The organism is Thalassobacter sp. (genome assembly GCF_982993085.1).
In genome coordinates, this window is sequence record NZ_CEZFMW010000032.1 from 15720 (window position 1) to 29718 (window position 13999).

The following is a 13999-nucleotide window of genomic DNA, read 5'->3' on the forward strand; positions in this document are numbered from 1 at the left end:
GGTGCCAAAAAGCACGCGGATCAAAATGGAATGGGCGCGCCATCATAGAATTCGAACGTGCCGGTTGTTTCCATCGACAAATCCTCAAAGCGCTTCCATAGGCCTAAGGCCGCCGTTTGCGCACCAATATCGGCCGTGCTGTCGCCCATGTCGGTGCGCACCCAGCCGGGATGATAGATCCCGACGGCAATCCCCTCTGGGCCCAAATCAACTGCAAGGTTCCGGCCCAAACTGATCTCGGCGGCTTTGCTGGCGCGGTAAATATACCCCCCGCCCGACGCCCGTTCACTCGACCCCATCTGCGAAGAAATGATCGCGATTTTGCCACCCGCCGCGCGGATATTTGGCAAAAGCGCCTGCGCCACAAGAAACGTCCCCGTTACGTTCACCGCAAACGTCTCAGCCCAAAGCTCTGGCGCAAAACCATTATCAATCGATTGCCCCTTATCCAGATAGACACCCGCGTTCAGCACTAGCAAATCCAACGGCCGCCCCGCCAGACCGGCCGCTAGATCGCGCACAGATTGCGGTTTGGCTTGATCGAGCGTTAAGCAGTTATCGCCCTGCCCGGCGGGCACTCTCGCCGTTGCGAGCACATCATGACCTGCCGCAATCCCCGCTTCACGCAAGGCGGCGCCCACGCCCCGATTGGCTCCGGTGATCAAAGTACGCATCAATTGGTCTTTCGCGGGGGGCCAAACGGAATGGGTGCGATAGGCACGCCTTCCTCGACCAAAGCCTTGGCTTCTTTCAAATTGGCTTGCCCCCAAATCGGCCGCTCAGGTGCGTCACCCACATGGATTGCCCGTGCCTCTGTGGCGAACGTCTCACCTACATAGTCGGCGTTTTTCTCAAGCTCTGCCCGCATCGCGCGCAATGCCTGCTCAGCCGGCGAAGAAGGCGCGGACAACGATACGGACTGCTCTTCCTTGACCGTGACACGCGGCGCCATGATCGCTTTGGTTACATCGGCACTGCCACAAATCGCGCACGACACCATGCCCTTTTCAGACAGGCTGTCGTAGGCCCCAGCCGACTGAAACCAGCTATCGAACCCATGGCCATCGGCACATTTCAAAGCGTATCGGATCATAGAACCCCATTGTGCACATCAGACGTTGATAACTCATGAACTGGCACTGAATTACATAAACAGGCGCGGCGCGGCAATCACGCCGGCGGGCGGAAGGCCTTGAGAATACCACGTAATTCCGGCTCCGCAACCAGTCCTGCGGCCTTGGAGGGCTTCATCCAACGCAGTTTTCGCAGGCCCGCTTCGGGATAGGTTTTCTTGAGCTTTTTGACCCGCACGGGGAATACAGCCACAACCACAGGCACCGACTTGCCGCCGAGGTCCTTGTGATAGGTATAAATGCCCGCGCATTGGTCTGACGTTTTGCCAACAACGCCCGCCTCTTCCCAGGCCTCAGTGGCCGCAGCCTCCGCAGCGGTCGCGCCGTTCATGGGCCAGCCCTTGGGTATAATCCACCGTTTTGAGGTGCGCGAGGTGATCATCAACACCTCCAGCTTGCCCATATGCTCACGCCAACACAGCGCCCCAAATTGCGTCCGCAATTCGCGCTTCTTTAGGCCCGACATATCGACGGGTTTCAAAACAATGTGTTTGCCATCTGTCATTGTGATTGGGCACATAGCATAACTTGGGGAAGGATCAAACCTGCACCGATATGTAGTGCCCCGCTTGGCTTGACACAACGCCAAGCCTTTCTACCTCAAGACCAACGGAGGAGCACTTCATGGGTCGTTTGCGTTATCTCATCTTTGCCGCGCTAAGCGCAGCTTTATGTGGCCCTGCCACCGCCTTTACCTTTACCGGGATCGAAGGCGACACTATCGATCTGGACACCTTTCGCGGGCAGCCCATCTTGGTCGTCAACACAGCGTCGCGTTGCGGCTTCACCCCCCAACTTGAGGCTCTCCAAACTCTACACGAAGACCTAGGGCCCAAGGGTTTGGTCGTGCTCGCGGTCCCCTCCAACGACTTCAACCAAGAACTGGCGACAGCCAGCCAAGTCCAGGAGTTCTGTGAGGTCCAATATGGCCTGACCCTGCCAATGACAGACATCACCCGCATTCGCGGTCCAAAGGCGCACCCCTTCTATCGCTGGCTAGCCGATCAAGGCGCTGTTCCAAAATGGAATTTCAACAAAGCCCTTATCGGGCCAGATGGTGAACTCATCAGCTTTCATCCCTCACGCGTGCGCCCTGACAGCCAACAATTGCTACGTGAAATCAAGGCCCTGATGCCTCAGTGATACCACCACGTTTTCTCGGCTCCGAAATATATCGCGGCTCTAGCTACGGCGGCTGGCATCCTTTGCGCATCCCCCGCGTTTCCACCGCCATGGACCTCAGCCGCGCAATGGGCTGGCTCCCGCGGGAGGTGTATCTGACCTCCCCCCGCGCCAAGGCAAAGGCACTGGAAATCTGGCACACCCCCGAATACCTAGCCGCCCTCCAACAGGCCGAAACCACAGGCATCGCCACCGATGAGATGAAAGCACGCCACGGGCTTGGCACTCACGCCAACCCTGTCTACCCCGAGGTTTGGCGCCGCCCCGCCACTGCGGCCGGCGCTTCACTATTGGCGGGTGAGCTGCTCAGGGACGGCGGCACAATCTACCATCCCGGCGGCGGCACACATCACGGCATGCCCGATCGTGCAAACGGGTTTTGCTACCTTAACGATCCGGTCCTTGCGATCTTGTCGCTCCGCCGCAATGGCGCCCAACGCATCGCCTACCTCGATATCGATGCCCACCACATGGATGGCGTCGAACATGCTTTTGCCGACGACCCAGACACACTCCTGATCTCAACCCACGAAGAAAAACGCTGGCCATTCACCGGCAGGCTTGAAGATGCAGGCATCGGCCAAACCTACAACCTCCCCGTTGGCCGAAATCTTAACGACACCGAAATGGCCTATATCCTCGACCACTTGATCCTTCCACTGATCGATCAAATGGCCCCAGACGCCCTCGTCCTGCAATGCGGCGCAGATGCAGTAGAAGAAGACCCCCTCTCCCGCCTAGCACTCTCCAACAATGCCCATTGGTCCATCATTAACGCGCTAAAGAAGGCCGCCCCCCGCGTGCTGGTCCTCGGTGGCGGCGGCTACAACCCGTGGTCCGTCGGACGACTCTGGACCGGTGTCTGGGCCACACTCAACGGCCACGACATCCCCGACCGCTTGCCCTCAGCCGCCGAAGACGTCCTGCGCGCCCTCAAGTGGGACAACCACTCGCGCGGCAAATCCCCGCCCGAGCATTGGTTCACCACGCTGCGCGACGCGCCCCGCCCCGGCCCAATCCGCCCAGAAACCCAAGACCGGGTGGCCCACCTGGCGGCTCGCCCCCGTTTCTTTGGTTCTTAAATATCCAAAATCCTACCGCCCCCGAATGCGCGGATCCAAAGCATCGCGCAGACCGTCGCCCACATAGTTCACCGACAAAACCGTCAAAGAAATCGCAAGACCGGGCCAGAACACGCGCTCCGGATACTGGGTCAAATAGTCCACGCCATCAAACAACAGCCGTCCCCACGTCGGAAAATCCGGCGGAAACCCTAGCCCCAGAAACGACAGTGCACTTTCGGTGATAATGGCATTCGCGATGCCCAGCGTGGCCGAAACCATGATCGGTGACATGACGTTGGGCAAGATATGGCGCGTTATGATCCGACGCGGCGGCGTTCCGATAGATCGCGCGGCCAGTACGAATTCGCGCTCCTTCAATGCTAGCACATCGCCGCGCACAATGCGGGCGGTCTGCATCCATGAGGTGATGCCAATCGCACAGACCATCAACACGAATATCCCACCCTCAGGGCCAAAGGCCGCGCTCAGCGGCTCTCGAAACAACAGGACCGTCACCAGCAACAGCGGCATCAGCGGCAGCGCAAGGAACAGGTCCGTCAGCCGCATCAACGCCCCATCGAGCCGCTTGAAATAACCCGCAATCACACCGACCAACGTCCCGATAATCACGGATAGCGCCATCGCCGTCAGACCAACGCCCATCGACACCCGCCCCCCTGCGATCATCCGCGCAAAGATATCGCGGCCCAATTGATCGGTCCCAAACGGATGCGTCCAACTCATTCCCTGATTGCGAGAGCGGATGTTAGTCTTGGCGGGATCAATATCCCAAAGGACCGGCCCGAACAGCACCAGAAATACGATCAACAAAAAGAAAAAAGCCCCAATCAACGCGCCTTTGTGAACCTTGAATTGGTCCCACACATCCCACCAATGGTTACGAGGCGGACGCGCGCCCACAGTCGAAATCGGGACCTCAGTCATAGCGGATCCTCGGATCAAGGATGCCGTACAGTACATCCGCAAGCAGGTTAAACAGCACAATCAGGACCGCAAAAATGAAGGTCAGCGTCTGCACCATCGGCAGGTCATTGGCCTGAATGGCAGTGATCAACAACTGCCCAATACCGTTCACCTTGAACACCTGTTCCGTGATGATCGCACCGCCAAAAATGGCAGGAATGCCCAGCGCAATAACCGTCACAACAGGGATCATCGAATTGCGCAGCACATGGACCATCACGACTGTCCGCTCTTCCATCCCCTTGGCGCGCGCGGTGCGCACATAGTCCTGTCCCAGATTGTCCAACATCGACGCGCGCATGAACCTCGAAATCTGTGATGTAATCTGCAACGCAAGCACCATCACCGGCATAATCATCTGCTGCAATTGCACCACGAAACTGTCCCAATCGACCACCTTATGCGTGGTGTCATAAATCGACGGAAACCATCCCAAGTTCACCGCGAAAACCACAATCACCAACACCCCCGAAAAGAACGGCGGCACTGAGTAACCGACCATCGTGATGAACGTCCCCGCTTGATCAAAGAACGAATACTGTCGGTAGGCAGAATAAATCCCAACCGGGATTGCGATCGCTATGGCGACCACATAGGCCGTTCCCACCACCCAAAGGGTTTGAGGCATACGCTCTGCAATGATGTCGATAACCGGACTGCGACTTTGCCACGAAATCACACGTAGCTTGCCCTCGGCAAAGGTAGTGCCGAACATCTGATCAAACAGGTTCAGTGGCTCAATCCAGAAAAACTGCACAATCCATTTGAAAAACCGGATATGCATCGGCTCGCCAAGACCCAGTGCCAGCCGCATCTGTTGCTTCACCTCATCGGGCACCGTGAGCGGCACGTTCGACATCGGATCCCCCGGTGCCAACTCTAGCAACAAAAAGATAATCAGGGCCGTGAACAAAAGCGTTGGTACGGCAAAGATCAATCGTCGGATGGTGAATGTCAGCATCTATACAGGCGCCTTTATTCAGGGTCGTTTGGGGCGGTGCAGAAGGGATCCGCGCAACCCCGCTCAGGACTTATTCGCCGATGCGGTACCAATCGGCGATATTCCAAATCTCACTATCCCAGACGTTCAACTTCACACCGCCCAGCGTGTTGGCATGGGCAGACAGACGGCCCCGGTGAACCAGCGGGATCATCCCGCCATTGCCCACGTACATATCGTTCAGCGCGCGGGCGATGGCGGCACGCGCCTCCGCCCCTGCGGTGGTTTGCAACTGCGCATGCAAGGCATCATATTCCGCCATGCAAAAGCGTGACATGTTTTCACCTTGCCATTGGGTTTCGGGCCGCGGAGCTTTGTCGCACAAACCATTGCCCAAATACGTCTGCGGATCGGTCCCGTTAAAGGTGTTGGCGTACATGTGAACGTCGGCATAGAACTTTTGCAGGGTATCGGGTGATCCCGCATCCCCCCCGAAAAACACTGAGCTGGATATATTGCGCAACTCAACGCTTAGGCCGATGTCCTCCCACCATTCTTTGATCAAAGCCTGAAAATCCTGCCGCACGGCGTTGGTTGATGTCTGGTACAAAATCTCCATCGGTTGACCTGCGGGCGTTTCGCGGACGCCGTCGCCGTCGGTATCGACATAGCCCGCCGCCTCTAGCATGGCTTTAGCGCCCTCTAGGTCCTGCGTGTCACAGCTAAAGGTGGTGGAATTCACGGCAGCCGGTGCCGCGATCCAGTTGCACGTCACGCGCCCCGCTTGCCCGTAGCCGATTTCCACCAACAAAGGTCGATCAATCGCCATCGACAGTGCCTTATAAACCGCAGGGTCCCGCAGGAACGGATGCGGGGTGTCAGTGGTGGATCGGCGATCGCCCAGCGCAGGGTCAGGATCGGTTTGGTTCAGCATCAGGCGCTCGACCAAAGGGCCAAAGCCCGCCACGGGGGTTCCCAATCCGCCGGCCTGCATGCCCGCGATCACCTCAGGTGCCAGTTGCAGGTTCCAGCCATAGTCAAACTCACCGGTTTCCATCACCGCGCGGCCTGCGGCGGCAGCATCGCCGCCCCCCTTGAAGGTCACGGTGGCAAAGGCAGGTTTGCCCGCCTCACGGTAGTTTTCGTTTGCGGCCAAAGTGATCACGTCGTTGGTGCGAAACTCCGTTACCGTAAACGGCCCGGTGCCGATGGGGTTAAAATTCTGTTCTGTGCACGTAGCGGCGGCCGCCCCCATGCACTCAGCGAATTGAGCGGCCTGTAGGATCGGACTTTCAACCCCAACGAACGGCCCATAAGGAAAGGGTTTGGGCCCATCAAAGGTGACCACAACCGTCAGGTCATCTGGCGCTTCGACCGAACGCACACCCTCAAACTTTGTTCCATGAGCACAGCCGCCATCGGGGTTCATACAATAGGCCGCCGTGAACTTAACGTCCTGAGCCGTAAACGCAGTGCCATCAGACCACACAAGGCCGGGTTTGATTTTCCACGTGATCGTCATCAGGTCTTCAGACACGCCGCCGTTTTCAACCGTCGGGATGTCAGCAGCCAGCCAAGGTACCATTTTACCGGTTTCGTCATAGCGGGCCAGCGGCTCTAGCATCAGCGAGGCGGCCTCTACATCCTTGGTCCCAGCGGACAAAAAGGGGCTCAGAATTGAGGGCGCCTGCCAATAAATGAGCGAGAGGTTACCATCACGGCCACGTTCACCGATGTGGCCATCCGCAAACGCCATCGACACACACGCCACGCTGGCCGCGGCTCCGAGTAAAGCTGTTTTGATCATAATGGGTCTCCGGTACTGGTTCAAAATGCTTTGGACTGTCCGCCGTTAATTGACGGTCTCAAAAAGGTGACAGGCCACGTAACGGCCCGGCGCCAGCTCTCTCAAATGTGGGGGCTCGGTCTTGCACCGCGCCATCACCTGCGGGCACCGGGTGCAGAAATTGCAGCCCTTGGGTGGGTTGGCGGGCGATGGCACGTCACCGCGCAGAATAATCCGTGACTGTGGGCTTTGGGCGCGGACGGGGTCAGGCTCGGGCACCGCTGACAGTAGCGCCTGTGTGTAGGGGTGAAGCGGGTTTTGATACAGCGCCTCGCGCGGAGCCAATTCCGCCACCTGCCCCAAATACATCACCGCCACACGGTCAGCGATATGGCGCACCATGCTTAGGTCATGGCTGATGAACAGGTAGGTCAGGCCCAACTCGTCTTGTAGCGCCTCCAACAGGTTCACCACCTGCGCCTGAATGGATACATCAAGGGCGGCAATCGGCTCATCGCAGACGATAAACTTTGGCTTTAACGCAAGCGCCCGTGCGATCCCGATCCGCTGGCGTTGCCCCCCGGAAAACGCATGCGGATATCGATGCGCAAACTGTCGGTTCAGCCCAACCTGATCCATCAATTCATAGATGCGGTCCAGCTTTTGCGCCTTGGACCAATCCGTGTGTTCATCCAACGGCTCACCAATGATGGCGGCCACAGTCATGCGCGGGTTAAGGCTGGCCTGAGGATCCTGAAACACCATCTGCATCGTTGGCCGCATGTCCACTAATGTGGACTGCGGGACATCGCCAATCTCACGCCCGTCAATCGTGATCGACCCACCCGTGATATCATAAAGCCGCAGCACCGCGCGCCCACAGGTGGATTTGCCACACCCGCTTTCGCCCACAAGGCCCAGCGTCTCACCGGCCATGATATCAAAGCTGACCCCATCCACGGCCTTTATGCTGCCCACTTGTCGCCGCAGCACTCCACCATAAACAGGAAAGTGCATTTTTAGATCGCGGACCTGAACCAAGGCAGCACTCATGCCGGGCACCCCCCGTGGCGTTGATGGCAGGCAACATCATGCCCGCCCCCAACTGCCCGCAGAACAGGGTTTTCGCGATCACAGCGCGCGGCGCGATCCGCACACCGATCCCGAAAGCTGCACGCAGTCGGCGCACTGATCAAAATCGGGGGCTGGCCTTCGATCACCTCCAACCGATCCGCCCGCGCCCCGGTTACACTGGGCACCGTCTTCAACAAAGCACGGGTATAAGGGTGCTGCGGATTGCCAAACACCTCCCGCACGGGGGCCTGTTCAACCACCTGTCCACCGTACATCACCATCACCCGGTCAGCGATGCCAGCGATGACGCCCAGATCATGGGTGATCCAAATGATCGCCATGCCCAGTTGCGCGCGCAAATCTTGGAGCAAGTCCAGTATCTGGGCTTGAATAGTGACATCCAACGCCGTGGTCGGTTCATCCGCGATCAAAACCTTGGGGCTACACGCCAAGGCCATCGCGATCATCACGCGCTGGCGCATCCCGCCCGAAAACTGGTGCGGATAATCGTTCAATCGCGCGGGGGCATCGGGAATGCCCACCAGTTCCAGCAGTTCAATCGACCGCGCCCGGGCCGCGCGTTTGGTCATCCCCATGTGGCGGCGCAGCGGTTCGGCCAATTGGTAGCCCACAGTAAACACGGGGTTAAGCGAGGTCATAGGATCTTGGAACACAAAACCCACTTCTCCGCCGCGCACTTGGCGCATTCGGGCGGGCGACACCGTCAGCAAGTTTTCGCCATCCAACATGACCTGACCGCCGCGCACCCGAGCCGGAGGCGATGGCAACAGGCCAATCAAGGACATCATCGTGACGGATTTGCCTGATCCACTCTCACCCACCACGCCCAGAACCTCTCCGGGGGCGAGACCAAAGCTGACATCGTTGACGGCATGTACCTCGCCATCGCGCGTTTGAAATACGGTCTTAAGGCCCGAAACCTCAAGAACACGTCGCCCACCCTCGGGCATGTGCCACCCTCCCCTGAATGGAGATGCTTACCACCAGAAAACTTTTGATGATTAACATATCAAAAGACTAACACACTTTGCCTGCCTCGCAATGCGCCTTGGCGCTGCCCCCTCGCCTCCGGCGCCAAATCACCGAGCCGCAACGTATTCGGGCAGTTACGCTTGACCTTTGAGAGGCTGCGCCACATTTTTCCGCAGCCGCAACACCCGGAGCCCCGATGCCAAACCCTTTGTCCCCACGCGACATCCTCGAAACCCTTGTGGGGTTTCCAACCGTTAGCCGTGACAGCAACCTCGCGCTTGTGGATTGGGTTGAGGGGTATTTGGCCGATTTTGGCATCACTGCGCACCGGGTTTACGACGCCACGGGCCACAAAGCCGCGCTTTATGCCAACATCGGACCAGAGGTTGAGGGCGGCATCATTTTGTCGGGCCACACCGATGTGGTCCCCGTAGACGGCCAAGAGTGGGAAACCGATCCATTTACCGTGGTAGAAAGGGGTGGCCGTTTGTACGGACGCGGCACCTGCGACATGAAGGGTTTTAACGCGCTGGCCCTCGCGATGGTGCCCTACGCGTTGTCGCTTGACCTAAAGCGACCGCTGCAAATCGCGCTCAGCTATGATGAGGAAATCGGCTGCGTCGGCGCGCCGCCCATGATCGCAGATATGGTGGACCGCCTGCCCAAAGCCGCCATCGCCCTGATCGGAGAACCGACGAACATGCAGGTCGTGACCGGTCAAAAGGGCAGCGTCGGTTGGCAGGTCCATGTCCGCGGGCATGAGATCCATTCGTCGATGATGCACCAAGGCGTCAGCGCAATCCTTGAGAGCGCGCACCTTTTGTCATGGGTTAACGACACCAATGACCACATCCGCGCAAAAACGCCATCAGTCCTTGCAGAACCCTTCGACCCGCCCTTTTCTACGGCCCACACAGGCACCATCACCGGCGGTACCGCCCATAACATCACCGCCAAAGACTGCCGGTTTGGCATCGATGTGCGGCTGGTGCCGGGCGAAGACGCCCAAAGCTATGAGGCATCGCTCCGCGCGCGTGTCGCCCAGGTCGAGGCGCGGATGAAGGCTATCCACCCCGACGCAGGCATCACCCTGACCCCACAGTTCGACGTCCCGCCCCTTGCGCCCGAACACAACGGCCTGGCCGAGCAAATCATGCGCCAAGCCACCGGCGACAACGGGACCCATGTCGTCAGCTACGGCACAGAGGCCGGGCAGTTCCAAAACGCAGGGTATTCCGCCGTGATCTGTGGGCCCGGTGATATCGCACAGGCCCACCAACCAAATGAGTATATTGAGCTTGCGCAATTTATGCGGGGCGAGCAGGTTCTGCGCACGGTGATCGACATGTTGACCACCAGCCCCTAATTATAAAGCCTAGCGCGCGACCTACGCGGCCCCTGCCCCTCGAACAAGAGACACCCGGATGCCCATCAAAAACCGCTTTGCCGAATTGCTGCCCGAAATCACCGAGTGGCGTCAGGATTTCCACCGTAACCCTGAACTGCTTTTCGACACGCACCGCACTGCCGGGATCGTGGCCGACAAACTGAAAGCCTTTGGTTGTGATGAGGTCGTGACCGGCATCGGTCGGACAGGCGTCGTGGGTGTGATCAAGGGCAAGACCGACACAACCGGCAACGTCATTGGCCTACGGGCAGATATGGACGCCCTTCCGATCCATGAGGAAACCGGGGTCGACTACGCCTCGACCACGCCGGGCAAAATGCACGCATGCGGCCATGACGGCCACACCGCGATGCTGCTAGGCGCCGCCAAATACCTATCCGAGACGCGTAATTTCAACGGCACCGTTGTCGTCATTTTCCAGCCCGCCGAAGAAGGCGGCGGCGGGGGCCGCGAAATGGTCGAAGACGGCATGATGGAGCGGTTCAACATCAAAGAAGTCTACGGCATGCACAATTGGCCCAAGCTGCCCATCGGCCAATTCGCCATCCGTCCCGGCCCGTTTTTCGCAGCGACTGACCAGTTTGAACTGATCGTTGAGGGGCGTGGTGGGCACGCCGCCAAACCGAATGAGGCGATCGACACGACCCTGATCGCGTCGCACATCGTTGTGGCCCTGCAATCAATTGTGTCACGCAACATCCACCCCGACGCCAACCTTGTGGTGTCTGTGACCTCTTTTGAAACCTCATCCAAGGCGTTCAACGTGCTGCCCCAAACCGTGCACATCAAAGGCACGATCCGCAGCATGGGCACCGAGATGCGCGCCTTGGGCGAGACCCGGATGCGCGAGATTTCCGCAGGCATCGCAGCAACCTATGGCGGCACGGTCGAGGTCATCTTTCACACCGGCTACCCCGCGACCGTCAACAGCCCCGAGCAGACGGAATTCGCCGCCGATGTTGCGCGTGCCGTGTCCGGTGATTGCCAAGACGCTGAGATCACGATGGGCGGTGAGGATTTCTCATACATGCTCGAAAAACGGCCCGGCGCCTATATTCTGGTGGGCAACGGCGACACCGCAGACGTCCACCACCCCAAATACAATTTCAGCGATGAAACGATCCCGGCGGGCTGTTCCTACTGGGCGGAGATCGTGGAACGGCGGATGCCAGCCGCCTAGTCTTTGGCCACCGTCGCCAGCCGCGCACCGTAGGCCCGCGCGCTCAGCACATCGCCCTGCGCCACTGCTCCCATTGCGGGTGCGGTGGCCGTGGGTCCGAATGAGCCGCCGACCCAATTTTGTTCCACTGGGGTGCTATGCTCCGACTGTGCCGGCAATTGGCCAAGGCTGACCCACAACATCCCATGTTGCGCGGCCAATGTCGCAAGGTACAGCATGACCGTGCCCTTGTCGCCATTGGGGCTGCCCGCGCAGGTAAAGCCCCCTGCGACCTTATCCAGCCATGCACGGTCCAACCACCGCAGGCCGCTGTCATCAGCCATTCGTTTGAACTGCCACGCGGGTCCGCCCATATGCGTTGGCGTGCCAAAAATGATCGCGTCGGCGGCATCCAGTGCGGCCCAATCATCGGCCCCCAGAGTCCCGTCGGCAGCAATCGAAATGCGCTGGACGTGAACGCCGTCAACCGTTTCAGCACCCTCTGCCACCGCAGCAGCGATAAGTGCGGTGTTCCCGGTCTGTGAATAATAGACGATGGCCAGCCGTGTCATGTGTCCCTCCGCGCGGATGCGCCTTCAACAGCGCATGAAAAAAGGCGGCCCGCAAGCCGCCTTTGATCGTTGTGCAGTGATCAAGTGATCTAGTCGATCATCGGGATCAGCTTGTCGATGGACGCCTTCGCATCCCCATAGAACATCCGCGTGTTGTCCTTAAAGAACAGCGGGTTTTCGATGCCCGAATACCCGGTACCTTGACCACGCTTAGACACAAACACCTGCTTGGCCTTCCAGCATTCCAGGACCGGCATACCGGCAATGGGGCTGTTTGGATCGTCTTGGGCTGCGGGGTTCACGATGTCGTTGGAGCCAATAACGATGGCGACGTCCGTATCGGGGAAGTCGTCGTTGATCTCATCCATTTCGAGCACGATGTCGTAGGGCACTTTGGCCTCTGCGAGCAGCACGTTCATGTGGCCGGGCAGACGACCAGCAACAGGGTGGATCGCGAAACGGACGTTCTTGCCCTTGGCGCGCAGCTTGCGTGTCAACTCGGCCACGCCCTGCTGGGCTTGCGCCACAGCCATGCCGTAACCGGGGATGATCACGATGCTATCGGCCTCGTTCAGGGCGGTTGCCACGCCGTCGGCGTCAATCGCAACTTGCTCACCCTCAACGGCCATCTGCTCACCTGCGGGGCCACCAAAGCCACCCAAGATCACGGACACGAACGACCGGTTCATCGCCTTACACATGATGTACGACAGGATCGCCCCGGAGGAGCCAACCAACGCACCGACCACGATCAACAGATCGTTGCCCAGCGAGAAGCCAATCGCGGCAGCCGCCCAACCGGAGTAGGAGTTCAGCATCGACACAACCACCGGCATGTCGGCGCCGCCGATGCCCATGATCAGGTGATAGCCGATGAACAGACCCAGCAGTGTCAGAACGACCAGCGTCCATGTGCCAGCGCCACCCAGATACATCGCCGTCAACAGCAGCGAACCACCCGCAGCCGCGATGTTGAGCATGTGGCCACCGGGCAGCTTTTTCGCCGCCGAGTCGACCTTGCCCGCCAGTTTGCCATAAGCAATCACCGAGCCCGTGAACGTCACCGCACCGATCCAGACGCCAAGCACCAGCTCAACGCGCAGGATGCCAACCTCAACAGCCGTCTTTTTGGCCAGAAGGTTGGCGAATGTTCCGAACTCAGCCGCCACAAGTGCAGGCACCTTTTGTCCGTATTCCAACGCGGGGAACGGCAGGTCCGCCGCCATCATCGCTGAAGCAACCCGGCCCAGTTCGATCTCGGCGTTAAAGCCGACGAACACAGCCGCCAAACCCACGAGCGAGTGCATGATCGCAACCAACTCGGGCATTTGGGTCATCTGCACCTTGGTCGCAAGCTGGTAGCCCACTGCACCGCCCAAAGCGATCAGGATGATCGACAGCGCCGCAAGGCCCTGCCCCGGTCCGGCGATGGTCGCAAAAATCGCGATCCCCATGCCAACAATGCCGTACCACACGGCGCGCTTTGCGCTTTCCTGTCCCGAGAGCCCGCCAAGCGACAGGATAAAGAGGACACCCGCAACCGCGTAGGCTGCAATCGTAAATCCGAAGTCCATTTCCCTCGTCTCCTTAAGATTTCTGGAACATGGCGAGCATGCGCCGTGTCACGAGGAAGCCGCCGAAGATGTTGATCGAGGCCATAAAGACCCCCAACGCGGCGAGTATTGTAATCAGCACGCTGCTCGA

Annotated in this window: 15 protein-coding genes; 4 read left to right on the forward strand and 11 right to left on the reverse strand. The window is 59.1% G+C overall.

What is annotated here, in order from left to right:
- Positions 1 to 20: 20 nt before the first annotated feature.
- From AC4GMC_RS07125 to AC4GMC_RS07135, 3 genes are all read right to left on the reverse strand, one after another.
- Positions 21 to 674: an SDR family NAD(P)-dependent oxidoreductase gene (locus tag AC4GMC_RS07125; RefSeq protein ID WP_487876739.1), complete on the reverse strand. Its 654-nt coding sequence runs from the start codon at positions 672 to 674 to the stop codon at positions 21 to 23.
- Positions 674 to 1093 carry a DUF1178 family protein gene (locus AC4GMC_RS07130; protein WP_487876738.1) on the reverse strand — a complete coding sequence of 140 codons (420 nt, stop codon included), beginning with the start codon at positions 1091 to 1093 and terminating at the stop codon, positions 674 to 676. The genes AC4GMC_RS07125 and AC4GMC_RS07130 overlap by 1 nt, the downstream gene beginning before the upstream one ends.
- Positions 1094 to 1170: 77 nt before the next feature.
- Complete coding sequence (locus AC4GMC_RS07135) at positions 1171 to 1638, reverse strand: NUDIX hydrolase (RefSeq protein ID WP_487876737.1); 468 nt, start codon at positions 1636 to 1638, stop codon at positions 1171 to 1173.
- Between the two features lie 119 nt (positions 1639 to 1757).
- On the opposite strand from AC4GMC_RS07135, the gene AC4GMC_RS07140 reads away from it, so the two are divergent.
- Both AC4GMC_RS07140 and AC4GMC_RS07145 read left to right on the forward strand, forming a co-directional pair.
- Positions 1758 to 2276 carry a glutathione peroxidase gene (locus AC4GMC_RS07140; protein ID WP_487876736.1) on the forward strand — a complete coding sequence of 173 codons (519 nt, stop codon included), beginning with the start codon at positions 1758 to 1760 and terminating at the stop codon, positions 2274 to 2276.
- Positions 2273 to 3397, forward strand: a complete 1125-nt coding sequence (locus AC4GMC_RS07145; protein ID WP_487876735.1) for an acetoin utilization protein AcuC — start codon at positions 2273 to 2275, stop codon at positions 3395 to 3397. The genes AC4GMC_RS07140 and AC4GMC_RS07145 overlap by 4 nt, the downstream gene beginning before the upstream one ends.
- Before the next feature lie 12 nt (positions 3398 to 3409).
- Here the strand turns inward: AC4GMC_RS07145 and AC4GMC_RS07150 are convergent, their stop codons facing one another.
- From AC4GMC_RS07150 to AC4GMC_RS07170, 5 genes are all read right to left on the reverse strand, one after another.
- Complete coding sequence (locus AC4GMC_RS07150; RefSeq protein ID WP_487876734.1) at positions 3410 to 4324, reverse strand: ABC transporter permease; 915 nt, start codon at positions 4322 to 4324, stop codon at positions 3410 to 3412.
- On the reverse strand, positions 4317 to 5324 hold the full coding sequence (locus AC4GMC_RS07155) for an ABC transporter permease (protein ID WP_487876733.1): 1008 nt from the start codon (positions 5322 to 5324) through the stop codon (positions 4317 to 4319). Before AC4GMC_RS07155 ends, AC4GMC_RS07150 begins: the two co-directional genes overlap by 8 nt.
- Before the next feature lie 70 nt (positions 5325 to 5394).
- Complete coding sequence (locus AC4GMC_RS07160; RefSeq protein WP_487876732.1) at positions 5395 to 7110, reverse strand: peptide ABC transporter substrate-binding protein; 1716 nt, start codon at positions 7108 to 7110, stop codon at positions 5395 to 5397.
- Positions 7111 to 7155: 45 nt separating this feature from the next.
- Entirely contained in the window at positions 7156 to 8142 is a 987-nt protein-coding gene (locus tag AC4GMC_RS07165) for an ABC transporter ATP-binding protein (protein WP_487876731.1), read from the reverse strand.
- Positions 8139 to 9134 (reverse strand): ABC transporter ATP-binding protein, encoded by a 996-nt coding sequence (locus AC4GMC_RS07170; protein ID WP_487876730.1) that lies wholly within the window; start codon positions 9132 to 9134, stop codon positions 8139 to 8141. Before AC4GMC_RS07170 ends, AC4GMC_RS07165 begins: the two co-directional genes overlap by 4 nt.
- 218 nt (positions 9135 to 9352) lie before the next feature.
- On the opposite strand from AC4GMC_RS07170, the gene argE reads away from it, so the two are divergent.
- Positions 9353 to 10522, forward strand: coding sequence for an acetylornithine deacetylase (gene argE, locus AC4GMC_RS07175; protein WP_487876729.1), 1170 nt, complete (start codon positions 9353 to 9355; stop codon positions 10520 to 10522).
- Between the two features lie 58 nt (positions 10523 to 10580).
- The gene (locus AC4GMC_RS07180) at positions 10581 to 11744 is read left to right on the forward strand and encodes a M20 aminoacylase family protein (RefSeq protein ID WP_487876728.1); all 1164 of its coding nucleotides are present in this window, start codon (positions 10581 to 10583) and stop codon (positions 11742 to 11744) included.
- Here the strand turns inward: AC4GMC_RS07180 and AC4GMC_RS07185 are convergent.
- From AC4GMC_RS07185 to AC4GMC_RS07195, 3 genes are all read right to left on the reverse strand, one after another.
- Positions 11741 to 12295: a flavodoxin family protein gene (locus AC4GMC_RS07185; RefSeq protein ID WP_487876727.1), complete on the reverse strand. Its 555-nt coding sequence runs from the start codon at positions 12293 to 12295 to the stop codon at positions 11741 to 11743. The two genes, AC4GMC_RS07180 and AC4GMC_RS07185, sit on opposite strands and share 4 nt — an antisense overlap.
- Positions 12296 to 12384: 89 nt before the next feature.
- On the reverse strand, positions 12385 to 13869 hold the full coding sequence (locus AC4GMC_RS07190; RefSeq protein WP_487880222.1) for an NAD(P)(+) transhydrogenase (Re/Si-specific) subunit beta: 1485 nt from the start codon (positions 13867 to 13869) through the stop codon (positions 12385 to 12387).
- 13 nt (positions 13870 to 13882) lie between these two features.
- Positions 13883 to 13999: proton-translocating transhydrogenase family protein (locus AC4GMC_RS07195; protein ID WP_490391445.1), on the reverse strand; the 117-nt coding region annotated here is incomplete at its 5' end.